Genomic DNA, 22,645 nt, shown 5'->3' on the forward strand with positions numbered 1-22,645 from the left:
ATGATCTGTCCTCGGCGGCCTAACGCTTGAATTAAGCCGACCCGCGAAGCGGGTTCGGCTTGAATGAACTGTTAGAGGTGGTCACTTGATGCTGCAACTACTGGCTTGAGGGCTGTCCGACCTGGCGTAGGTAGCAGTATTGCCAGTCTTGTCGCTGTGCAGAAGCAGCTTGTCAAAACTAGAGGAGGACGACAGCTCAATGGGGATAGCGTAGCCATTCGCGTTGGCAAGCAGAGACACGGACTGTCCCGAGTGCTTGTGCAGGAACTCAACGTTGCCCTTGGCGCTAATGACTAGCCCTGTCCCATCGGCGTTGAACTGCAAGGTGTCCTTGGGGCTGTTGTCCGGATCCTCACAGAGCACCCAGTTGCCAATAAGCCAGTCTAGTTTTGGCGCTGGACCTCCCGAAGCTAGAGCCGCCAAAGAGGCCAGAAGCAACACCAATCCGACCGCCAACTTGCGAGAATCCATAGCCACCTCTAACGCCTGAATTAAGCCGAGCCGCGAAGCGGCTTCGGCTTGAATGAATTGTTAGGGCGCACCCGCATCAGTCACAAGCCTCGCCCATACGAACGAGCAGCCATTGGGCTGCCACGAGCCTGAGTGTAAAGCCGCCAACGCAGACGCCCGCGGTGTTGTAGTTGTAGCTCAGGTCATCTCCGGAAGCCTCCACCGAAACCCCATACGCGACGCCCCGCAGTGGCTCGATCTGTTTCTGATCGACTAGCGCGAAAGTAGGGCCGGGATCCTCATTGACCCCATATTGCTCCAGGGAAACAAGGAGTGGCATGTATGCGGTGGGCGCTCTGCTACCGCAAAGCATGGCTTTGGCAACGATCCACGCCCCTTGCGGATTCTTGGCTTGGGCAAGGTGGTCCGAGGCCGCCTTGAGTTTTGCCAGTTCACTTGAACCGCAGGCGGGCTCCAAAACCTCGTCGGTGTGAAAATTCCGGATTGACTCTGAAGGCGGGGCCGCCAACACGGCGGAGCCGCTCAGAAGTAGAAATAGAACAACGGGGAACTTCATGTGCGCCCTAACGCTAATTAGATCCCGTTTCGGGACGATAACACCGTATGGTCGCGGCACCTCCGCTGCCCGTCAACTGACGTTTTCCCCAAGAAGATTAAACCCTTACAAACGACAGCGAGTCCGATCCAACATCGCTCGCCAACTGGATATCAGGCAAAAATACGGTGATATCGGTTATTACCCGCAAATCGCAGTGATAACACAGGCCACTTTCCGCCTTCGCCGCCACGACTTTTGACTGCCGTTCGGAACCTGATCGACGACAGATCCTGGCAGTTGCGTCGCCTAGTTCGGTATATCGCAGCGGCACGCGCGCACTCGGAATACGCGCAGTGCACGCCGACCCCGCGGACCTCAGCCAATCGGGAAAGCCACCATGACCACCCATCTGATCATCGACCGCAGCCCCATCTGGCGCCGCATACACTGGGTGGTGTGGGGCGGCGGCGCCACCCTGCTGTTGATGCCGCTGGTGGCCATGCAGTTCATCACCGAGGTGGACTGGACCAGCTCCGACTTCGCGGCGATGGGGCGGGAGCAGGTCAACTCGGGTTGATCCGCGGGTGCCAACGAGGCGGGCACGGCCGGAGGCAAATGGCTACGACGCGCGTTGCGCCAACCAGCGGTCGAGGTAGTTGGCAAATGCCTGCCGGTCGCGCGCATGGAAGGCGGCCGGGCCGCCGGTCTGCACGCCGGCGCCGCGCAGCTCTTCCATGAAATTGCGCATCGACAGGCGCTCGGCCATGTTGTCCGGGGTGAAGGGCTCGCCGCGCGGACCGACCGCCACGGCTCCCTTCTGAAGCACGCGCGCGGCCAGCGGAATGTCCTGGGTGACGACCAGGTCGCCGGGGTTCAACCGCTCGACGATGGCGGTGTCCGCCTCGTCATAGCCGCCCTGCACCTGCAGGGCGCGGATGTGGCGCGAGGGTGGGCAGCGCAGGTATTGGTTGGCCACCAGGGTCACCTGCACCTGCGCACGCTCCGCGGCGCGGAACAGGATCTCCTTGACCACACCGGGACAGGCGTCGGCATCCACCCAGATCTGCGGGCGGGCCGACGCGGGGCTGGTCACGGTCGGTCGCGGGGGGGCTGCGGCGCGGGTTCTGCCAGGTCGTCAGGCTTGGCGCCTTCGCGCGCGGCGCGCTTCTTGGCCGCCTTTTCGTCCTGCTGCTTCTTCTTGGCGATCTCGCGCTGACGCTTTTCAAATGAGTAGTTGGGCTTGGCCACGTGCTCTCCGGAGGCGGCGGTGTAAGGGGCGGGTTGGTTGGGTCAGCGCGGCTTGGACCGGGCCGATCGCAGGCGCGCTGCCGGCGCGGGCGCCAGCACCGGCGTCACCGGCGTTTCGCCCTTGCGCCGCAAGGGGGTGACGCCCAGGACTTCCACGCGCCCGCCCGCCTTACGGAACTCCGCCACGTCCTCGGCAATGCGTTCGTGCGTCAGCGCCTTGTCATTGACCGGCTTGGTGAACACGGAAGCATTGTTGCTGGGGCCACTTTTGCCGCGTGGGCTGGGCATGGGGCGTTCCTCGTAGGGGTGGCGCGCACGGGCGGCGGCAGGTGTCGCGGCGAAGCCGGCGGTCGAAACGACGTCAGGCGTTGGAACGCGGGGGGCATGACGGTATTGAAGGCCGCCCGCGGGATGCCCCCATCCTACACGATGGCCCCCAACGGGGCCCCAACGGCGGCCTTGCAGGGCTCCAGCCGAGGCCCTGTGAGGCTCCAGCCGAGGCCCTGTGAGGCCCAGCGGACGGGTTACATCCGGCTGACGCGGAACTTGCGGCCCTTGATCTTGCCCTCGCGCAGGCGCGTCACGGCCTTCTCGGCCTGGCCGCGGGCAATGGCCACGTACGAGCGGGTGGCAAACACGTCGATCTTGCCCACCGCCGCCACGGCCAGCCCGGCGTCGCCGGTCAGGGCGCCGACGATGTCGCCGGGGCGCAGCTTGTCGGTCTTGCCGGCGTCGATGCGCAGGGTGACCATCGCCGCCACCGGGGCGCTCTTGGTCTTGCCGGCCAGGGGGGTGGCCTTGACCCAGCGCAGCGGCTTGCCCTGCCGCGCCTGGATCGGTTCGGTGCGGTTGACCTCGCGCGGGGCCACCAGGCTCAGCGCCAGCCCTGCCTTGCCGGCACGGCCGGTACGGCCGATGCGATGCACGTACACGTCCGGGTCGGTGGGCAGTTCGTAATTCACCACCGCGGCCAGGTCGTGCACGTCCAGCCCGCGCGCGGCCACGTCGCTGGCCACCAGCACGTTGCAACTGCGGTTGGCGAAGCGCACCAGCACCTCGTCGCGGTCGCGCTGCTCCATGTCACCGTGCAGCGCCAGCGCGGTGAAGCCGTAGTGGCTCAGCGAGCCCACCACTTCCTCGGTGTCGCGGCGCATGTTGCAGAACACCACGCAGGACTCCGGGCGGTATTCCAGCAGCAGCGCGGCCAGCAGCGGGGTCTTCTTCTCCGGGTCCACTTCGAAAAAACGCTGTTCGATGGCGGCGTGGGTGTCGCCGCCTTCCACGGTGACTTCCACCGGGTCGCGCAGCATGGCGGTGGCCATGGCGCGGATCGCATCGGGGAACGTGGCGGAAAACAGCAGGCCCTGGCGCTCCTTGGGCAGCTTGCCGACGATCTCCTTGATCGGCTCCTCGAAGCCCATGTCGAGCATGCGGTCGGCTTCGTCCAGCACCAGCGTGCGCACGCCGCGCAGGTGCAGCGCCTTCTTGCGCAGCAGCTCCTGCAGGCGTCCGGGGGTGCCGACCACTACCTGCGGGTCATGGGTCTCCAGCGAGGCCAGCTGCGGCCCCAGCGGCATGCCGCCGCACAGCACCGACACCTTCAGGTTGGGGATGCCCACCGCCAGCTTGCGCAACTGCTTGCCGACCTGGTCGGCCAGCTCGCGCGTGGGGCACAGCACCAGCGCCTGGGTCTGGATCTTCGCGGCGTCGATGGTGTGCAGCAGGCCCAGGCCGAAGGCGGCAGTCTTGCCGCTGCCGGTGGGGGCCTGTGCCAGCACGTCGCGGCCGTCGAGGATGGCCGGCAGGCTGTGGGCCTGCACCGGAGTCATGGCGCTGTAGCCCAAGGCGTCCACGCCCTGCAGCAGGGCGGGGCTGAGCGTGAGCGAGGCGAAGGCGGTCGCCGTGGCGGCCGGGCTGGACGGCGCGACGGGCGCGGAGGGGGTATCGGTCATGCGGCATTTTCGCAGCTATTGGCCGCGGCTGCGCTGCTCCCGCGTTCGCTCTGGGAAACCCGCGGCGTCCCGACCGCCCACGCAAGCGCCCTTTCCATGCCCCCCCGCAACGGCTCCCTGTCCCCCGCGACCAGCCTGCTGGTTGGCGTCACTGGCCACCGCAAGTTGCGCGAGGACGAGCTGCCGGCCTTGCAGGCGCAGGTGAGGACGTTCCTGCAGGACCTGCAGAAACGCTACCCGGAGTTGCCGGTGGTACTGCTGTCATCGTTGGCCGAAGGCAGCGACCAACTCGCTGCGCAGGTTGCGCTTGACCTGGGCCTGCAGGTGATCGCGCCGCTGCCGCTGCCGGTGGAGCTGTATCGCGACGACTTCGAAGCCGAGGCCCTCGCCACGTTCGAACGCCAGTTGCGCCAGGTGCACGTGCTCACTCTGCCGCTGCGGCGCGGCAGCAGCCTGGAGGCCGTCGCCCAACCGGGCCTGGCCCGCGACCAGCAATACGCCCAGGCCGGCATCTTCGTCTCCAGCCATTGCCACATCCTGCTGGCGCTGTGGGACGGGCGCGATTCGGACCGGCTCGGCGGCACCGCACAGGTGGTCCGTTTCCACCTGCATGGCGAAATGCCCGGGCAGATCGAGCGTCGGCGTGCCGCGGCCACCGCGCTCGGGCTGGACGAAGAAACCGTGGCCTTCCACATCCAGGCCGGCCGCGCGGGCGCCGCGCCGGAAACCGCGTCGCGTGGTCGCTGGTTGACCGCCGGGCAGGCGCTTGAGCCGGGCGCCGACCTGCCTGCGACCTTCGACCTGATGTTCCGTCGCCACGCCCAGTTCAATGCCGACGCCCGCCGGTATTCCGCGGCGATTGCCGCCCAGTCCGCCGCACTGCCAGATTCCGCCCCCTGCCCGATCCAGCGGGTGTTCCACGTCGCGGATTGGCTGGCCAGCACCTACCAGCGGCGCGTGAACCATGCGCTGCGCATCACCTATGTCCTGGCGGCGCTGATGGGCTTCACGTTTTTCACCTACACCCACATCAGCGCGCAGGACGTGGTGATCTACGGTTTCCTGGTGCTGTTCCTGGTCGGCGCTGGCGTGGTCCTGCTCGCCAAGCGCGGTGAATGGCAACGCAAATACCTCGACTACCGCGCGCTGGCCGAGGGCCTGCGGGTGCAGTCCTACTGGCGGCGCGCGGGGATCGTCGACCTCAGTACGCCCACTTTCGCCCACGACAATTTCCTGCAGAAGCAGGACGTGGAACTGGGCTGGATCCGCAACGTCATGCGCGGCGCCAGCCTGGACGGCATGCGGGTGCCGGCGCGGACCGGACCGGTGCAGGTCGATGCAGTGATCGGCGACTGGATCGGCAATGCGCAAACCGGTGGTCAACGCCACTACTACACCTACACCGCGGTTCGTCGCGCAAGGATCCATGGCCGCGCGGAGTTGCTGGGGCTTTGCTGCCTGGGGCTCGGCGTGGGCATCAGCGTGCTGCTGGCGATCTTTGCCCGCCAGCTCGACCCGCATCTCAAGCACATGGCGGTGGCGGCCATGGGCATCGTCTCGGTGGCCGCCGCGGTGCACGAGGCCTACACCTACAAGAAGGCCGACAAGGAACTGATCAAGCAGTACCGCTTCATGCAGCGCATCTTCGACGCCGCGCAACGCCGGCTCAACGGCTGCACCGAGTTGGACGAACAACGCCAGGTCCTGCGCGCGCTGGGCGAGGCGGCACTCGCCGAGCACGCCGAGTGGACGTTGATGCACCGCGAGCGACCGCTGCAGCACACGCGGATCTAGACGACGCCCCCAGATGCGATACCGCGCCTTCCTCAGCTACAGCCACGCCGACGCCGCCTGGGCGCGCTGGCTGCTGCGTCGCCTTGAAACCTACCGGGTACCGTCACGGCTGGTCGGCACCCACGGTGCGAACGGTGTCATCGAGCGGCGGTTGGGCACCTTCTTCCGCGACCGGGAAGAGCTGCCGACCGCGGGCGACCTGGGCGAAACGATCCGTGCGGCCCTGGCCGACTCCGAAACCCTGGTGGTCATCTGCTCGCCGACCGCGGCGCAATCACGCTGGGTCAACGCCGAAGTCGCGGCCTTCCAGACCAGTGGCCGAGGGGATCGCGTGCTGTGCTTCGTCGTCGGCGGCGTGCCCGGCAGTGCCGACCCCACGCAGCACTGCTTTCCGCCGGCATTGTTGCAGCCCGACGCCGGGGGCGCACCACGCGAGCCGCTGGCCGCCGACGCGCGCCGCGAGGGCGATGGCCGCGAACGCGCCTTCCTCAAACTGGTCGCGGGGCTGCTCGGTGTTGGCTACGATGCCCTCGCCCAGCGCGAGGCGCAGCGCCGGCAGCGCAAATGGACCGCCATCGCCGGCGCATCACTCGCCGGCATGGCCATTGCACTGGCACTGGCCGCCACCGCCTATGTGGCCCGCAACGACGCGCAGCGCCGGCAGGCGCAGGCCGAGGACATCCTCGGCTTCATGCTGGGCGACCTGCGCAAGAAATTGACCACGGTCGGGCGGCTCGACCTGATGCGCGTGGTCGACGACAAAGCCACGACCTACTTCGCCACGCTCGACCCGCGCGACCTCAGCGATCGCGCGCTGGAAGAGCAGGCACGTTCGCTGACCGGTATCGGCGAGGTGCGTCTCAATGAAGGCAAGCACGACGCCGCGATGGCGGCATTCCGCGAGGCGCATGCACGCAGCACCGCGTTGTACCAGCGCGACCCGGAGAACGGCCAACGCCTGTTCGACCTGGCGCAGGCCGAATACTGGATCGGATTCGTCGCGCTGGAGCAGGGGCGCCACGATGAAACCGGCACCTGGTTCCGCAGGTACCGCGACAGTGCGATCAAGCTGGCGGCGATGGACCGCAACAACTTCGACTGGCAGAAGGAAGTGGCCTACGGCCATCACAACCTCGCCGTCCTTGACGAGCGATTGGGCCGCTACGCGGAGGCCGAGCGCGCGATGCAGGCGAAACGCGCCCTGTATGTGGACTGGTTGCAGCGCCGGCCGAAGGATCTGGAGTTGCGTTTCGAGGATGCCGACGACGTCTCCTGGCTGGGGAGTCTCGCAGTCCGACAGGGAAAGCTCGATACCGCCTCCGGCCTGTTCCAGCAGGAAGTCGACGCGATGCACGGACTGGTCCAGGCCGAGCCGCGCAATCCACGTTGGAAGCAGGAGGAGATCGAAGCACGGCTGTTACTCGCCGAATCGCTGGCATATCGGGGACGGCTGACCGAGGCGAGCGCCCACCTGGGCGTGACGACGCCGCTTTCGGATGCGTTGGTTCGGCAGGATCCCGCCAACAACGGCTGGCGGGTCTCGTCCGGGGTCAGTCACTTCTGGCAAGCGCAAGTTGCCGCCGCGACGGCGCAGGCCGGGGCCGAGGCGCAGGCCGTGCGGGCCGCCGCCATCCTGTCCAAGGCGCGCGCCACGGAGCCCAAGAACGAACGCGTGCTGCGCTGGCTGGCCAAGACGCGCGGCCTGCAGGCGCTACTGGCGCAGGAACACGGCGATGCGGCCGCCGCGCAGGCATACCTGTCCGAGGCGCTTGCGCTGCTCGATCCTGCATGGCAAGCAAACCCGAACGAAGCCCTGCGCCTGGTATTGGCGAACAACCGGATGCTGGCCGGGGAAGCGGCACAGGCGGTCGGCGAACGCGATGTCGCACGGGCGAATTGGCGGCAAGCGGAACAGCTGCTGACCGCGGAATCCGGTGGTGACCTGCCGTTCGAGCGGCTGGACCCCTTGGTGCGCACGCTGTACCACCTCGATCGCGCCCCCGAGGCATACCCCCACCGGCAACGGCTGGCTGCCGCCGGCTACGTCCCGTTGCGACCGTTTCCCGCAACCCAGCAGGTCGCCAACCAATGAGCCCACCTGCGCCCGCCGGACACACTTACCCCGGCCTGACGGCCACCCCCGAGAGGAGTCACGACCATGCCAAACACCCCCACCATCCAACTCGACCTGCGCAACAGCGCGTCCAACGAAAGCGGTTGGCACAACCTCGAGGTCAACAACCACGTCTATAGCTACTGCTACAGCGGTGGTGACGACGGCGCCGGCGGTCTAGTCCAGACTGTCGGGCAGGGGCGCGACACGGCGCCGATCCAGTTTGCCAGCACCACCGACACGCGCTACCAGATCAACAGTTGCGTCTTCACCAACGATGGTCAGCAGCAACTCACCTGGAACGGGGGCAACCGTGCCGGCAGCATCGTCGACGCCAACACCCAGGTCGAGAACGCGGAGTACTGCATCATCGTCACCGACACCACCACCGGCTGCGCGATCCCGTGCGATCCGCAGGTCACCAACAAACCGAGCTGACGGAAGGGCGTCAGCAACACGCCGCAATGACGATTCGCCAGCCGGATCAGTAGTCCGTCCCGCTCCAGGCATATCTGGTAGCGGGACGGCCCTGGGTGGCCTCACGGCAAGCGCAAGACCACTACCGCACGCTCCGCACGACGTTCGGCTACGCTGGCGCCATGCCCGCCTGGTACCTCTACATCCTCGAATGCCGCGACGGCAGCCTGTACACGGGCATCACCGTGGACGTGGAGCGGCGTTTCGCCCAACACCTCGCCGGCAAGGGCGCACGCTACACCCGGGCGCGGCCGCCGGTGCAGGTGGTGGCACGCTTTGCCTACCCGGACCGCGCCACTGCCAGCCGCGCCGAGCATGCGGTCAAGCGCCTGCCGCTGACGCGGAAGCGGGCACTGTGTGTCGCTGGCGCAGCCTCACCCGACCTGCCCCGCTACGGCGGCCCACCCGACTGACGCATGCCACCCGGAGACGCAAGCCTTGCGCCCCCGACGCCGCACTGCGAACCTGAGCGCCAATCCCCACGTCCGATGCCCATGCAGCAGATCGAATTCCACCTGGACCGCGAGTTCGTCGAACTCAACCAGTTGCTCAAGCTGGTGGGCCTGTGCGACAGCGGTGGCGCCGGCAAGGCCATCGTGGCCAGCGGTGCGGTGCAGGTGGACGGCACCACCGAGCTGCGTAAGACCTGCAAGATCCACGCCGGCCAGGTGGTGACGCTGGGCGACGTGGAGATCCACGTAGTGGCGAGCTGACTTACGGCTCGCGCACCGGCATGCGCGGCAGCTTCTGCTCGCGCATGGCCGCGTGCCACGCAAAGGTAGCCACCACCGCCGCCGACTGCTTCAGGTCTTCAGGCACAATGTGGTCCAGCGTGTCCAAGTGGCTGTGGTGCACGTTGCTGAAGTAGTCCAGCCGGTCCTGCACGAACTGGAAGCCCGGCAGGCCAATGCGGTCGAACGGGATGTGATCGGTGCTGCCGGTATTGCGATGGGTCACGGTGGTGGCGCCCACGTCGTTGAGCGGCGCCAGCCAGTCGGCGAAGATCGGTGCGACCGCGGTGTTCTCCTGGGTGTAGATGCCGCGTATCCGGCCACCGCCGTTGTCGTAGTTGAAGTATGCGGCCACCGTGTCATAACCGCGCTTGCGCTGCATCGGGCCGGTCGGCTCGCGCAGTGACATTGGCAGTTTCTTCTGCTGCGGATCGGTGGGCTCGGGCCAGCCGCCGTAGTGGCGGCTGACGTAGTCGGTGGAACCGAGCAGACCTTGCTCCTCCCCACCCCACAGCGCGATGCGGATCGTGCGACGCGGCTTGGCGCCGGTGGCCTTGAGGATGCGCATGGCCTCCATCATCACCGCCACGCCCGCACCGTTGTCCGCAGCGCCGGTGCCGGCGTGCCACGAGTCCAGGTGCGCGCCGATGATCACGACCTCGTCCTTCAACGAACCGTGCCCGGGGATCTCGGCGATCGTGTTGTAGCCCATCTCGTCGGTGTCACCGGTGAAGCGCGCATCCACGTTCACGCGCAGGCGCATGGCCTGCTTGCGCTCCAGCGCGCGCATCACGGTGTTGTAGTGCTCGGCCATCATGGTCAGCGCGGGCACGCCCACCGACTCGCCGGCCTTGCGTGAGCCACCGCCGCCCAGGCGGATGATGCCGTTGTCCCAACTGCTGATCGACACCGTGGCCAGCACGCCCTCCTCGGCGAGGAACGCGTTGGTGGCCGCGGTCAGCGCGATCTCGTCCAGCCGCTCCTTCGCGTCCTTGGCGCGCTTGGCCGGGTCGCGGTCCTTGGGGATGGTGAAGTCGCGCAGCTCGTCCAGCTCATGATCGTTGTAGCGGTTGCTGTCGGGCTTCTCGCCGGGCTTGTACTCGCGCGCGGCATCGAGGAACAGGATCTTGCCGCGCAGCTTGCCGCGGTGCTTGTCCAGGTCGGCTTGGGTCTTCAGCGTGATGGCCATCGCTTCGCCTTCCACCGGGCCGGCGGTGCCCGGCGTCCACGCTTTGGGCAGCGCGTGCAGCGGGAACGGCCGCGGCGCGAGCACCTCCACGCTGGCCGTGCGGAATTCCCAGCCGCGCCCGAACGGGCCGAACGCCTCGTCGTGCACGTTGGCCAGGCCCCAGCCGGTCATGCGCTCGCGGGCCCACGCATTGGCCTTGGCCATGCCCGGCGAGTTGGTCAGGCGCGGGCCGACGTCCTCGGTCAACTGCGACAACGTCTGCATGACCTGGGAGCGGTGGAAGGCTTCCTGCCGGATCTTGCCGACCATGGCATGGTCGACGGGTTCGTTGGCGCGCGCGGCGCCGATCAGGCCCAGGCACGCGGCCAGGGCGATGAGGCAATACTTCACGGAGGTCCCCTGTGGATCGAGCAGCAATCCGATTCTAGGCGCGGTTCGACTGCGGCCACGTGTGTCGATGGTTGGGGGCACGCCACCCGGCGCGGGAGCTGCGGACTGTGCCGGATCAGGCAACCCGCAACTGCCGCACCCGCTCGTACAGGCACACCGCCGTGGCCGCACCCACGTTGAGCGACTCCACGCCCGGATGCATGGGGATGCGCAGGCGGACATCGGCGCGCTGGAACACCGCGTCGGACACGCCGCCGCCCTCGCTGCCCATGGCCAGCACCAGGTCGCCGCGCAGGTCGGTCTCGTACAGGTCGGTGGCCTGCGCAAGCGTGGTGATGGCCACGCGCCCATTGAAGGCTTCCAACGCCTGCACTGGGTCCACGCGTTCGATCACCGGCACCACGAAGTGCGCGCCCATCGCTGCGCGCAGCACCTTCGGCGACCACGCGTCGGCCGCGCCCAGCGCCAGCCACACCTGATCCACGCGCGCGGCCGCGGCAGTGCGCAGGATCGAGCCGACGTTGCCCGGGTCCTGCACGCCATCCAGCAGCAGGCAGCAGCCATCGGGGCGCGGCGCCGGCGGCTCGGGAATCGTGGTCAGGGCCAGCAGGCCGGTAGTGCTGGGCAACTGCTCGATCGCGTCGAACAGCTCGGGCGCCAGCAGCGTCACCGGCGCGAACTGTGCCGCCAGCAACTGTGCGACCTCGGCACGGTGTTCGCTGCCTTCGCGCACGAACAGGCGTTGCAGCGCCCACCCTGCATCGCGCGCCGCCGCGACCAGGTGCGTGCCCACCAGCAACGTCTGTTGCGATGCGTGGCGCTCACGGCGCTGTTCCGCGAGTTTTACCAGGTGCTTGACCACCGGATTCTGTCGGGAGCGGATGATGTCCACTAGCGCTGTGCCTTGGCGAACGGCAGTCCGCGCAGTAGAAATGCGCGCGCCTGGTCACAGGCATCGGGCGTCCCATCGCATACCAGGGCCAGCTTGACCAACGGATCGTCCTCGCCGCCGGCCAGGCGATAGCGTGCCGCCACGGTAGGTGCACCCGCCTTGTAGATGAACATCCAGTACTCGTGCTGCGGACTTGCGGCGCGGTTGCGGAAGAACGTGCTCTGCAGCGGGTATGGCGGCTTGATGGTGTCGGCGACATCCACCTTCATGGCATCGCTCGCGTCACGCGCGGTGGCAAACGCCTCCAGCGGTTCCAGTTCGTAGCGCGGCCGCCGGTGGGTGCGTGGCCAGTCCAACGGAGCATAGGAGACGCTTCTTACCGTCTTATCCATCGCAAAGGACACTTCGCGCTCCACCCGGCCATCGACCTGCTTAGCGCGCTGTTCTGGCGTCAGCACCCACAGGCGGGCCGCCGTGATGGCCGCCTCGTCAAGCATGGCTACGCCGCTGCTGCGCTTCACCTGGGCGTCGACAACGCGGCCGCAGGCATCGGTGGCCACGTTGACAAGAACCGTTCCGCCCTTGCCACTTCGCATCATCGCCACCGGATAGATCGGCGGCCGGTTCATGGGCGGCGGACACGTCCCGGTGGCCGTGTGCGTCGCCGGCGCGAGCGCGGGTTCGACTTCGGCCCACGTGGTCGCGGACACCCCTAGCAATGCCAACAACGCAATCGTTCCCACCCGTTGCTTTCCCTGCATGTCCAGCCCCCTACCAGGCCAAGTTGTGCGCATTCATGCAGCGTAACGTGGCGGCTGATCCAGCGCACGTGGGCTTGAGCAAAAGCTGAACATCCTGGCGTTGGACTGTCCTATTTCACGTTCGACAAACCCGCATCGCGCAACGCTCTAGGCTCCCCCCGCCCAAGGAGCCCACGATGAACGTGCAATCGGTCATGACCGCCAACCCCGCCTGCTGCACCCCCAAGACCCCGCTGCGCGACGTGGCGAAGATGATGGTGCAGCACGACTGCGGCCAGATTCCGGTGGTGGACGAAGCGGGCGCGCCGTTGGGCGTGATCACCGACCGCGACATCACCGTGCGCATGGTGGCCACGGGTCGCGATACGTTGCACGGCTGTGCAGCGGACGCGATGAGCAGCCCGGCGCAGACGATACGCTCGGACAGCCCGTTGAAGGATGCGGTGTGCCTGATGGAAGCGTCGAAGATCCGTCGGGTGCCGGTGGTCGATACCCACGGCCGCCTGTCGGGCATGTTGTCGATCGCCGACCTGGCCTTGAACGGCAAGACCGAAGCCACCGCGGAAGTGGTCCGGGAAGTGTCCGAACCCAAGCACTGAACTGGCAATGCGGGCCGGGGGCGTGCCGCCCGGCCAGCGTTTGCGGCGTCAGGGACGACGCAGCGCGAAGAACGGCACCTCGGCACGCAGCCGATAACCCAGATGCTCGTACAACGCCTTCGCCCGTGTATTGGCCGGGCTGACGTGCAGGAACGGCGTCGCACCGCGCGCCAGCGTGTCGTTGGTGAGGAAGGCGGTGAGCCGGCTCGCCAGCCCGCGCCCCACATAGTCGGGATGGGTGCAGATCGCGCTCATCTCGACATGCTGGTCGGTGCCCAGCCGCTCGCCGATGATCGCGGCCAGCCGCTGGCCGTCGTAAATGCCAAAGTAGCGCCCCATTTCCATGGTGCGCGCGCGGAAATAGTGCGGGTACACCAATCCGGTCAGCGCCAGCACGTCCGCGCGATGCGCCTCATCGAGCGGAACGATCTCCGGCCCATCGACAACCTCCAACGGAGCGTCGCACGCCATCTGCGCCAGCAGGCCCAACGGCACCAGCGTCCACCCCGCCGGCACCTGCGGGGTGACGCCGAGCAGATAGACGCTTTCGCCCGGGGCCACCAACGTGCTCAACGGCTCGTCGGCGGCGAGTCCGCCTTCGGCCACGCCCAGGAACGGCGCGTACTCAGCCGGGTAACGCGCGACACCTTCGGCGCGAAGCGCAAGGTGCGCGTGCCGGGTCTGCAGCGAAGACCAGAACGGGTTGTCGAGGGGGTTATCGCTCATGGGCGCGGCCTTTTGCACAAGGTTAGCCCAAGCAGCAACTCGCGTTGCCTACGCAAGTGGCTCGACGGCATCGCCCACCCGGACCACCCCCGGCGAGCGCGGGATCAGGTGTTGGCCGAAAGTGACGCCTTCCTCGGTGCGGCGGTATCGGGTCAGCGTGCGCAGCGGCTCGCCGCCGGGGTCGCGCTCGCCGCGCGTGGGATCGACGGTGGTGAACACGCACCGGGTGCACGCCTTGGCCACGTCGAACACCACCTCGCCGATGCGCACACGGGTCCAGTCGTCCTCGGCATGCGCGGGCGCGCCGTCGACAACCAGGTTGGGCCTGAACTGCAGCATCGACACTGGCTTGGCCAGCCGTGCGTTCAATGCGTCCAGGGCCGACTGCGTGATCAGCATCAGCGGGTGGCCGTCGGCGAAGCTGACCTCGTCGCCCGGGAGGGCGCGGGCGGACTGCACCGGCCGGTGCACGTCGGCGTCCATGTACACCAGCCGCACCGGACGCTGCAGGTAGCTGCTGAGCCAGGCATCGGCGGCGGCGCCGGACACATGCGCTTCCACCGCGCTCTTCCACACCGTGACCGGCAGCGTGCCGCTGGCCTCGCCCAGGGCCACGTGCAACGGCGGCATGCCGGGCGCCTCCAGCATCAGGCCAGTGGCGTCGGGCGTGGCGCGCACCAGGGTCAGCTGCGGCAACTGCCGACCGGTCAGGAACTTGCCGACCTCGTCCACCACCATCCAGCGGCGGTCGTACTGCAGGCCACGCGGCTCGACCACGGCCTGTCCAACGGCCATCGGCGCGGCGGATTTGACCGGATAGAGGTAAAGGCCCGACAGCTGCATCGACATTCCATCTGGGAGTGCAGGGGTAGCGCGCATGCTATCAAGCCAGCGGCAAGCGCTCGTTGGCCCGGCACAGCGCGTCATGCAGCTCGACGACGGGCGCTACCTGGGGATGGATGGTCGGGTTGCCCACTGCCTCGACGAACCGGCAGGCCGCATGGCCGCGCGCAGCGTAGAGGTAATCATCAATCCACTTGCGACGCTCGTTCAATTCGGCGTGGCTGGCATCCCACACGGCATAACGCGGCTTGATGTGCCGCCCCATGCCCACCCGCCACGGCTTTGGCGTGAGCCTCGCGCGGAAGCAATGCTGCAGCCGGCACATCCGGGCGTAGATGGCATCGACCCCCAACGCGTCGAAACACTCGCCGACGCGGGGGTCGGCCGGAGAGAAGGCCGCATGCGTCGCCAACAGTCGCATGCCAGCGGGCGTGCGATAGGTGCGCACGCCCCAGGTGGGATTGCGGGCAATGAACTCGGCGATGCCGCGGCGAGTGCGCGCCTCGTGCCCGCCGGCCAGGCCCACGCGCGCGCGGTGGACGGCCTTGGCCAGGGAATAGCCGAAGATCAGCGCCGCGATGGTGGCGACAAGACCCGCCGCAAAGGACTGCCGCCAGATCCCCAGGGCCACGGCCGTTGCCACCAGCACCAGCAGCGCGCCCTTGACCAACGTCGCCGGTGGCGCATCGCTGAAATCAATGTCGGCGAACAGGACATCCGGCGAATTGAGGCACAGCGCGCCATAACCGTTGCGGGTGATGACGGACTCGCCGTGGCGCTCGACGATCTCCTCGCGGATCGGCAGGCCCTCGGCGCCGTTGTACGCCATCCGATGCTCGCGCCGGATCAGCGGCTCACCCGCCAGGATGCGATCCATCGCCTCGCGTACGCGCGCATCGGCATGCGCCTGCGCGGCCTGCAGGCTGTCGTCGGACCAGCCGAAGCGACGCACCGTGACGGACTTGCCGCGTGCACGATGCTGCAACCGGGCCTCGGCCCAGTACTGCGGAACGATCATTCCCTGACCCCACGAAAAGAATCGGCGATTGTTTGCAGGGCATTCAACGCCGGTCAAGGGCATCAGGCACGTACACAACGCGAAACGGACCGGGGGTACCGGGCCGTTTCGGTTGAACGGATGCTGTCTCTGTGAGACCCCGTCGCGGCGGGGTCGAGACGTCAAGGGCTCAGAGCATCGGCAACTTCAGCCCCTGCTCCTTCGCGCACTGCTTGGCAATCTCGTAACCGGCGTCGGCATGGCGCATCACGCCGGTGCCCGGGTCGTTCCACAGCACGCGGGCGAGGCGCTGGTCGGCGGCCTCGCTGCCGTCGCACACGATCACCACGCCGCTGTGCTGGCTGTAACCCATGCCCACGCCACCGCCATGGTGCAGCGACACCCACGTCGCGCCGCCGGCCACGTTGAGCATGGCGTTGAGCAGCGGCCAGTCGGACACGGCATCGGAGCCGTCCATCATCGATTCGGTTTCGCGGTTGGGCGACGACACCGAGCCGCTGTCCAGGTGGTCGCGGCCGATCACCACCGGCGCCTTAAGCTCGCCGTTGCGCACCATCTCGTTGAACGCCAGGCCGAGGCGGTGGCGATCACCCAGGCCGACCCAGCAGATGCGCGCCGGCAGGCCCTGGAAGCTGATTCGCTCGTGGGCCATGTCCAGCCACTTGTGCAGGTGCGGATCGTTGGGAATCAACTCCTTCACCTTGGCATCGGTCTTGGCGATGTCCTCCGGGTCGCCACTGAGCGCCACCCAGCGGAACGGCCCCACGCCGCGGCAGAACAGCGGACGCACGTACGCCGGCACGAAGCCCGGGAAGTCGAACGCGTCCTTGCAGCCCATGTCGAAGGCCATCTGGCGGATGTTGTTGCCGTAGTCGAAGGTGGGCACGCCCATGTCCTCGAAGTGCAGCATCGCCTCCACGTGCACGCGCATGGAGTGCTTGGCGGCCTCGACCACTTCCTGCGGCTCGGTCTTCTGCTTGTCCAGCCATTGCTCCAGCGTCCAGCCGGCCGGCAGGTAGCCGTGCAGCGGGTCGTGCGCGCTGGTCTGGTCGGTGACCGCATCCGGACGCACGCCACGGCGCACCAGTTCCGGCAGTATCTCCGCGGCGTTGCCCAGCAGAGCGATCGACTTGGCCTCGCCGGCGGCGGTGTACTTCTCGATGCGCGCCAGCGCGTCGTCCAGGTCGGTGGCCTGCTCGTCCACGTAGCGGGTGCGCAGGCGCATGTCGATGCTGCTCTGGCGGCATTCGATGGCCAGCATGCAGGCACCGGCCATGGTCGCGGCCAGCGGCTGCGCGCCGCCCATGCCACCCAGGCCCGCGGTCAGGATCCACTTGCCGGTGAGGTCGCCACCGTAATGTTGGCGACCCATCTCCACGAACGTCTCGTAGGTGCCCTGCACGATGCCCTGGCTGCCGATGTAGATCCACGAGCCGGCCGTCATCTGGCCGTACATCATCAGGCCCTTCTTATCGAGCTCGTTGAAGTGCTCCCAGGTGGCCCAGTGCGGAACCAGGTTGGAATTGGCGATCAGCACGCGCGGCGCGTCGGGATGGGTCGGGAACACGCCCACCGGCTTGCCCGACTGCACCAGCAGGGTTTCGTTGTCCTCCAGCTCGCGCAGCGACTTGAGGATGGCGTCGTAGCTTTCCCAGTCGCGCGCGGCACGGCCAATGCCGCCGTACACCACCAGCTCGGTGGGGTTCTCGGCCACGTCCGGGTCGAGGTTGTTCTGGATCATGCGGTACGCGGCTTCGCTCAGCCACGACTTGCAGGACTTCTCGGCGCCGCGCGGGGCGCGGATGGTGCGGGACGGATCGCGACGGGTGGACATTGGGGGCCATTCCTGCGGCTGCGGTGATGGGCAAATTATTGCCCCCTGCCCGCCAATGCGACAGCGCATGGCGACCGTGCAAACGCGCTTATGGCACGCAGATGGCTGTCTTTCCGCCGGACGGCGTGCAATTGTCTACGCTGTATACAATCAGTGTCGTCATGCCCGCCCCACTGACCACCGCAGACCGCCTGTTGCGTGCCGCCCGCACCCTGTTCGAACGCGAGGGCGCGGAGGCCGTGAGCATGCGTCGGGTGGCGGCCAAGGCTGGCGTGACGCCGATGGCGATCTATCGCCACTTCGAAAGCCGCGATGCACTGCTCTGGCGGATCTGCGACGACAGCTTCGAGGAGATCGCGCGGCACTGGCAGGCACGCGCGCAGGGCGGGGATGCGCTGCAACGCGTGCTGGCCACGCAGCGCATCTACCTCGATTTCGCGCTGGCGCACCCGCACCTGTTCGACTACGCCTTCGGCATCCAGCGCGGGCAGGCGCGCCGCTTCCCGGAGGACTTCCGCGAGCGCCGCTCGCCCACGCTCACCGTGGTCGCCGACGCCGTGGAGGACGCGATGCAGGCCGGGGTGCTGCGCCGCGACGACGCATGGGACGTGGCGATGACCCTGTGGGCACACACCCACGGGCTGGTGGCGCTCTACCGCGCGGGCCGCTTCAGCCTGGACGAACGCGATTTCCGCGCCTTCTACGACGCGTCGCTGCAGCGGCTCTTGCGTGGCCTCCAGCCCTGAGCGGGCTCAGTGCACCGCGGGGTCCAGCATGCGCAACGCGTCAGCGATATTGACCTGACCAGTGCGGTCGAGGTCCTCGCGGGTGTAGGCACGGCCCGCCATGGCGTTGCAGCGCTTCTGACCCTTGGCGTTCTGCCGGGCGACGATGCGCGAACCGGTTTCACGCAGGCAGTAGCGGTCGGACAAGGGCTCCTGCGTCGCATCGGCCACCTGGGTTGCGGGTGCCGCGGCGGGCTCCGCGGGTGCCGCCTGGGCAAAAACAGCCGGAACCACGCCGGCCAGCAGGGCAGTCAACAACAGGCGTTTCATGGCGCACCTCCACTGTGGGGTCGGCGGTCCGCGCCGCCCCTTCCGACCTAGGTATACGCCTGTCGGCGGGCGCCGGCACGTGCCGGCGGCGTGGGCATTCAAGCAACCGTCAGCCATCCGGGCAGCGGCGACAGGCCGAACGGTGGCGGAAGACCCGCGGTCTTGGACCAAAGTCCAAGGGGACGTGGCGGCCGGGTGCAATAAAGGGCTGGCTTACTATCGCCCCATGTCCTGTCGCACCCGTTTTGCCGCCCTCGCGGCCGTCCTCGTCCTGTGCGTCAGCGCCTGTGCCACCCCGGTCCTGGCGCCGTCAGCTTCCCGCGTTGACGGCGGCACCATGGCCGCGCGCCGTGGGCCCGCCACGTTGCTGCTGGTCTCGATCGACGGCTTCCGCGCGGATTACCTCGACCGCGGCTACGCCCCGCACCTGGCCCGCTGGGCCGCCGAAGGCGTGCGCGCGCAGTGGATGACCCCGTCCTACCCCTCGTTGACCTTTCCCAACCACTACACGCTGGTCACCGGGCTGCGGCCGGACAGGCACGGCATCATCCACAACACCATGTGGGACGACGAACTGGGCGGTTTCGCCCTGTCGCGGCGCGAAGCGGTCGGCAACGGCGCGTGGTGGCAGGGCGAGCCGATCTGGGTAGGCGCGGAGAAGGCCGGGCTGCGTACCGCCACCATGTTCTGGCCGGGCAGCGAGGCGCCGATCCAGGGCGTCCGCCCGGGCCGCTGGCAGCCTTACGACGCGGCCGTGACCAACGAGGCCCGCGTGGACACGGTGCTGGGGTGGTTGTCCGAATCCGAGGCAACGCGCCCGCACCTGGCCACGCTGTACTTCGACCGGTTGGACAAGGCCGGCCACGACCACGGCCCCGACTCACCGGAAGCGCGACAGGCGCTGGGCGACATCGACGCGGCGCTGGGTCGCCTGCATGAGGGGCTCGCCACCCGCGGGCTGCTCGATCGGGTCAACGTGGTGGTGGTTTCGGACCACGGCATGGCGCCGCTGCCCCCCAGCCAGCTCCTTGATGCCGAATCCATGGTCGCGCCCGAAGACGCACGCCTCGTGGCCTCCGGCGAGTCCGTGGGCTTCGCGCCGCTGCCCGGGCGACGCGAAGCCGCCGAGGCCCAACTGCTGGGCCGACACCCGCACTACGAATGCTGGCGCAAGCAGGCGCTGCCAGCGCACTGGCATTACGGCCAGCACCCGCGCGTGCCATCGATCGTCTGCCAGATGGACGAGGGTTGGGCGGCGCAGCCGCGTGCAGTGGCCGAGAAGCGCCGGCAGATGGGCATGCGTGGCGCCCACGGTTTCGACCCCGCCCTGCCCTCGATGCGTGCCGTGTTCGTGGCGCGCGGGCCGGCATTCGCCCGCGGCCGCGTGCTGCGGCCGGTGGACAACGTGGATGTGTACCCGCTGCTGACGCGATTGCTGGGCATTCCGTCCGCGCACACCGATGGCCGCGCGGACACCTTCAACGCGGTGCTGGTAACGGAATAACCCGTGGCTCAGTCGGCCAGCAGTTCCGCCATCGTGGCCCGGTAGCGCGCTTCGATGGCGTCGCGCTGCACGTGGCGCCCCTCGGCCACCACGCGGCGGCCCCCCACCCAGGTTTCGCGCACCAGGTTGCGATTGCCGCTGAACAGCCAGCGGTCGATGGCATCGTCGTCGGTGGCCCCCGCGAATGCCGGTGCATCGGTGTCCAGCACCAGCAGGTCGGCATGGCGGTCGTCGTCCAGCAGGCCCACGGCGTGTCCGGTGGCGGCGACGGCGCTGGCCATCGCGCCGTGCATCAGCGTCTCGCCCACGCTGGTCGAAGCGGTGCCCACGGCGATGTTGCGGCGGCGCGTGACCAGGCGCTGGCCGTACTCCAGCCAGCGCAACTCCTCCACCGGCGATACCGAGATGTGCGAATCCGAACCCACGCCCCAGCGACCGCCGGCATCCAGGTAATCGCGAAGCGGGAACAGGCCGTCGCCGAGGTTGCCCTCGGTGGTGGTGCAGATCGCCACGGTGGCGCCGCTGCGGGCGATGCCCTGCACTTCACCGGCATCCAGGTGGGTGGCGTGCACCAGCGTCCAGCGTGAGTCGACGGCCGCGTTGTCCAGCAGCCAACGCACCGGGCGGGCGCCGCGTACGGCCACGCATTCGTCCACCTCGGCGGTCTGCTCGGCGATGTGGATGTGGATGCGGCTGTCGCGCGGCAACGCGGCCAGCACCTCGCGCATGGCATCCGGCTGCACCGCGCGCAGGCTGTGCAGCGCGCAGCCCACGCGCAGCGCGTCGCCTTCGTCCACGCGCAGGATGTCCAGCAGGCCCAGGTAGGCGTCCACGTCGTGGCCGAAGCGGCGCTGCCGCTCCGACAACGGACGGGCATCGAAGCCACCCGTCATGTACAGCACCGGCAGCAACGTCAGCCGGATGCCGGTCTCGCGCGCGGCGGCGACCAGCGCGCGCGACATGGCGGCGGGATCGGCATACGGCCGGCCGTCCGGCGCGTGGTGCAGGTAGTGGAATTCGCAGACCGTGGTATAGCCGGCTTCCAGCATCTCGGCGTACAGCTGCGCGGCCACGGCGTGCAGGCGCTCGGGCGTGAAGCGCGCGGCGAAGCGGTACATCGTCTCGCGCCAGGTCCAGAACGAATCGGCCGGATCGGTCTGGCGCTCGGCCATCCCCGCCATCGCGCGCTGGAAGGCGTGCGAGTGCAGGTTGGCGATGCCGGGGACGATGCGGGCCGTGGCCGCACCTGAGCCAGTGGTCCCGGGCTGGATCGCCCCCTGGACTGGGCCGTCATTCGCGCCCCGTTCGCCAGCAATGCCGCCCGATACGCCAACTGCCGGCGACGGACACAAGCGACCGCTCACGTCCTGCACCAATACCCGCGGCGCGCTCCAACCTGCCGCCGTCCATATCTTTGCCTGGGGAATCGTCTGCATGGCGCGGATTGTCGCCGTTGTGGCCGCGGTTGGCGATGTCCGCGGTCTTTTCGCCACCCGCCTGCGACCCGGTGGCCGGCGAGCATTGATGTCCGAATCCGGCGAGTCGATGCGCTTGCCCGGTGCTAGCCTGCGTGCATGTCCAGCGCCCCGACGTTTACCGCACCCGGCTCCGCCCTCCCCTCGCCGCAGGTCTGCGAGCAGGCGCGACTGAGCCGCGATGCGCGCTTTGACGGCTTGTTCTTCACCGCCGTGTCCAGCACCGGCATCTACTGCCGGCCGGTGTGTCCGGCACCGGCGCCCAAGCGGGAGAACGTCAGCTACTACCCCAGCGCCGCCGCGGCCGAGTCCGCCGGCTACCGCCCCTGCCTGCGGTGCCGGCCGGAGCTGTCGCCGGGTGACGGTACCTGGCGTCGCGGTGATGCGGTGGTCGCACGCGCGCTCAAACTGATCGACGAAGGCGCGCTGGTGGAACAGCCCCTGGCGGTGCTGGCCGAACGGGTCAACCTGGGCGAACGGCAACTGCGGCGGCTGTTCGTCGAACGCCTGGGTGCGGCACCCATTGGCGTGCACGGCACGCGCCGGCTGCTGTTCGCCAAGCAACTGCTGACCGAGACTGACCTGCCCGTCACCGACGTGGCCATGGCCGCAGGATTCGGCAGCCTGCGCCGCTTCAACAGCACGTTCCGCGAGGCCTACCGCATGGCCCCGCGCGACCTGCGCAAGCGCCCCGCCGCGCGCGGCGAGGACGCGCTGACACTGCGACTGGGCTACCGCCCGCCGTATGACTTCGCCGCGATGCTCGACTTCCTGCGGGGGCGTGCGCTGCCGGGCGTGGAGCGGGTCGACGCGCATGCGTATTCGCGCGTGGTCGCCACCGGCGCCGCGCCGGGCTGGCTGCGGGTCAGCGCATGGCCGGGCGACGAGCACGCACTCCAACTGAAACTCCACGGGGTGCCGGCGGCCGCGCTGCTGGACACGGTCAACCGCATCCGGCGCATGTTCGACGTGGACGCCGATCCGCGCGCCATCGCCGACGCGCTCGGCACCAGCCCGCGCCTGCGCCCGCTGCTG

The 22,645-nt window shown here is 68.3% G+C and carries 25 protein-coding genes; 10 read left to right on the forward strand and 15 right to left on the reverse strand.

From position 1 onward, the window contains the following. Window positions 1-81: 81 nt before the first annotated feature. Both N800_RS13215 and N800_RS13220 read right to left on the reverse strand, forming a co-directional pair. Window positions 82-471 (reverse strand): hypothetical protein, encoded by a 390-nt coding sequence (locus N800_RS13215; protein WP_036139555.1) that lies wholly within the window; start codon window positions 469-471, stop codon window positions 82-84. A 76-nt stretch (window positions 472-547) separates the two neighbouring features. Continuing rightward, window positions 548-1,027 (reverse strand): hypothetical protein, encoded by a 480-nt coding sequence (locus N800_RS13220; protein WP_036139557.1) that lies wholly within the window; start codon window positions 1,025-1,027, stop codon window positions 548-550. Between the two features lie 379 nt (window positions 1,028-1,406). On the opposite strand from N800_RS13220, the gene N800_RS13225 reads away from it, so the two are divergent. Then, a complete protein-coding gene (locus tag N800_RS13225; RefSeq protein WP_036139560.1) occupies window positions 1,407-1,586 on the forward strand; it encodes a hypothetical protein in 180 nt (59 codons plus the stop codon). Window positions 1,587-1,628: 42 nt separating this feature from the next. On the opposite strand, the gene N800_RS13230 is transcribed toward N800_RS13225, so the two are convergent. The 4 genes from N800_RS13230 to dbpA all read right to left on the reverse strand — a co-directional run bounded on the left by N800_RS13230 (window position 1,629) and on the right by dbpA (window position 4,209). Next, on the reverse strand, window positions 1,629-2,102 hold the full coding sequence (locus tag N800_RS13230) for a YaiI/YqxD family protein (RefSeq protein WP_036139563.1): 474 nt from the start codon (window positions 2,100-2,102) through the stop codon (window positions 1,629-1,631). Next, window positions 2,099-2,257: a hypothetical protein gene (locus N800_RS16145; protein WP_198032553.1), complete on the reverse strand. Its 159-nt coding sequence runs from the start codon at window positions 2,255-2,257 to the stop codon at window positions 2,099-2,101. The genes N800_RS13230 and N800_RS16145 overlap by 4 nt, the downstream gene beginning before the upstream one ends. 42 nt (window positions 2,258-2,299) lie before the next feature. Continuing rightward, the gene (locus tag N800_RS13235; protein WP_036139565.1) at window positions 2,300-2,545 is read right to left on the reverse strand and encodes a hypothetical protein; all 246 of its coding nucleotides are present in this window, start codon (window positions 2,543-2,545) and stop codon (window positions 2,300-2,302) included. Window positions 2,546-2,781: 236 nt separating this feature from the next. Beyond that, window positions 2,782-4,209 carry an ATP-dependent RNA helicase DbpA gene (gene dbpA, locus N800_RS13240; RefSeq protein ID WP_052108254.1) on the reverse strand — a complete coding sequence of 476 codons (1,428 nt, stop codon included), beginning with the start codon at window positions 4,207-4,209 and terminating at the stop codon, window positions 2,782-2,784. A gap of 96 nt (window positions 4,210-4,305) precedes the next feature. Between dbpA and N800_RS13245 the strand changes: the two genes are divergently transcribed. From N800_RS13245 to N800_RS13265, 5 genes are all read left to right on the forward strand, one after another. Then, a complete protein-coding gene (locus tag N800_RS13245; protein WP_036139567.1) occupies window positions 4,306-6,003 on the forward strand; it encodes a hypothetical protein in 1,698 nt (565 codons plus the stop codon). A gap of 13 nt (window positions 6,004-6,016) precedes the next feature. Continuing rightward, complete coding sequence (locus N800_RS15450) at window positions 6,017-8,095, forward strand: toll/interleukin-1 receptor domain-containing protein (RefSeq protein WP_052108255.1); 2,079 nt, start codon at window positions 6,017-6,019, stop codon at window positions 8,093-8,095. Window positions 8,096-8,161: 66 nt separating this feature from the next. After that, window positions 8,162-8,554, forward strand: a complete 393-nt coding sequence (locus N800_RS13255) for a hypothetical protein (protein ID WP_036139570.1) — start codon at window positions 8,162-8,164, stop codon at window positions 8,552-8,554. Between the two features lie 161 nt (window positions 8,555-8,715). After that, the gene (locus tag N800_RS13260; RefSeq protein ID WP_036139573.1) at window positions 8,716-9,006 is read left to right on the forward strand and encodes a GIY-YIG nuclease family protein; all 291 of its coding nucleotides are present in this window, start codon (window positions 8,716-8,718) and stop codon (window positions 9,004-9,006) included. Between the two features lie 81 nt (window positions 9,007-9,087). Continuing rightward, window positions 9,088-9,306 (forward strand): RNA-binding S4 domain-containing protein, encoded by a 219-nt coding sequence (locus N800_RS13265; protein WP_036139575.1) that lies wholly within the window; start codon window positions 9,088-9,090, stop codon window positions 9,304-9,306. Between the two features lies 1 nt (window position 9,307). Here N800_RS13265 and N800_RS13270 read toward each other — a convergent pair whose 3' ends face one another. The 3 genes from N800_RS13270 to N800_RS13280 all read right to left on the reverse strand — a co-directional run bounded on the left by N800_RS13270 (window position 9,308) and on the right by N800_RS13280 (window position 12,424). After that, complete coding sequence (locus N800_RS13270) at window positions 9,308-10,903, reverse strand: M20/M25/M40 family metallo-hydrolase (RefSeq protein ID WP_036139577.1); 1,596 nt, start codon at window positions 10,901-10,903, stop codon at window positions 9,308-9,310. Between the two features lie 115 nt (window positions 10,904-11,018). Beyond that, window positions 11,019-11,795, reverse strand: a complete 777-nt coding sequence (locus N800_RS13275; protein WP_036139580.1) for a TrmH family RNA methyltransferase — start codon at window positions 11,793-11,795, stop codon at window positions 11,019-11,021. Beyond that, entirely contained in the window at window positions 11,795-12,424 is a 630-nt protein-coding gene (locus N800_RS13280; RefSeq protein WP_198032554.1) for an energy transducer TonB, read from the reverse strand. Before N800_RS13280 ends, N800_RS13275 begins: the two co-directional genes overlap by 1 nt. A gap of 308 nt (window positions 12,425-12,732) precedes the next feature. Here N800_RS13280 and N800_RS13285 point away from each other — a divergent pair, with 308 nt between their 5' ends. Next, window positions 12,733-13,155 carry a CBS domain-containing protein gene (locus tag N800_RS13285; RefSeq protein ID WP_036139586.1) on the forward strand — a complete coding sequence of 141 codons (423 nt, stop codon included), beginning with the start codon at window positions 12,733-12,735 and terminating at the stop codon, window positions 13,153-13,155. Between the two features lie 48 nt (window positions 13,156-13,203). On the opposite strand, the gene N800_RS13290 is transcribed toward N800_RS13285, so the two are convergent. From N800_RS13290 to hutU, 4 genes are all read right to left on the reverse strand, one after another. Further along, window positions 13,204-13,881: a GNAT family N-acetyltransferase gene (locus tag N800_RS13290; RefSeq protein WP_036139587.1), complete on the reverse strand. Its 678-nt coding sequence runs from the start codon at window positions 13,879-13,881 to the stop codon at window positions 13,204-13,206. A 48-nt stretch (window positions 13,882-13,929) separates the two neighbouring features. Continuing rightward, on the reverse strand, window positions 13,930-14,724 hold the full coding sequence (locus N800_RS13295; protein WP_232227667.1) for an MOSC domain-containing protein: 795 nt from the start codon (window positions 14,722-14,724) through the stop codon (window positions 13,930-13,932). Window positions 14,725-14,764: 40 nt separating this feature from the next. Then, window positions 14,765-15,742, reverse strand: a complete 978-nt coding sequence (locus N800_RS13300; protein ID WP_036139590.1) for a hypothetical protein — start codon at window positions 15,740-15,742, stop codon at window positions 14,765-14,767. 169 nt (window positions 15,743-15,911) lie between these two features. Next, window positions 15,912-17,576, reverse strand: a complete 1,665-nt coding sequence (hutU, locus tag N800_RS13305; RefSeq protein ID WP_036139592.1) for a urocanate hydratase — start codon at window positions 17,574-17,576, stop codon at window positions 15,912-15,914. A 161-nt stretch (window positions 17,577-17,737) separates the two neighbouring features. Here hutU and N800_RS13310 point away from each other — a divergent pair, with 161 nt between their 5' ends. Continuing rightward, on the forward strand, window positions 17,738-18,322 hold the full coding sequence (locus N800_RS13310; protein ID WP_036139594.1) for a TetR/AcrR family transcriptional regulator: 585 nt from the start codon (window positions 17,738-17,740) through the stop codon (window positions 18,320-18,322). 6 nt (window positions 18,323-18,328) lie between these two features. Here N800_RS13310 and N800_RS13315 read toward each other — a convergent pair whose 3' ends face one another. Further along, a complete protein-coding gene (locus tag N800_RS13315; RefSeq protein WP_036139598.1) occupies window positions 18,329-18,631 on the reverse strand; it encodes a hypothetical protein in 303 nt (100 codons plus the stop codon). A 226-nt stretch (window positions 18,632-18,857) separates the two neighbouring features. Here N800_RS13315 and N800_RS13320 point away from each other — a divergent pair, with 226 nt between their 5' ends. After that, window positions 18,858-20,135, forward strand: a complete 1,278-nt coding sequence (locus tag N800_RS13320) for an alkaline phosphatase family protein (protein WP_052108256.1) — start codon at window positions 18,858-18,860, stop codon at window positions 20,133-20,135. Between the two features lie 8 nt (window positions 20,136-20,143). On the opposite strand, the gene N800_RS13325 is transcribed toward N800_RS13320, so the two are convergent. Further along, window positions 20,144-21,571 carry a formimidoylglutamate deiminase gene (locus N800_RS13325; RefSeq protein ID WP_084087677.1) on the reverse strand — a complete coding sequence of 476 codons (1,428 nt, stop codon included), beginning with the start codon at window positions 21,569-21,571 and terminating at the stop codon, window positions 20,144-20,146. Between the two features lie 138 nt (window positions 21,572-21,709). On the opposite strand from N800_RS13325, the gene N800_RS13330 reads away from it, so the two are divergent. Then, window positions 21,710-22,645, forward strand: a 936-nt coding sequence (locus N800_RS13330; protein ID WP_156963003.1) for a bifunctional transcriptional activator/DNA repair enzyme AdaA, incomplete at its 3' end; no start/stop codon positions are given.

The sequence above is a fragment of the Lysobacter daejeonensis GH1-9 genome (assembly GCF_000768355.1).
Lineage (GTDB): Bacteria > Pseudomonadota > Gammaproteobacteria > Xanthomonadales > Xanthomonadaceae > Aerolutibacter > Aerolutibacter daejeonensis.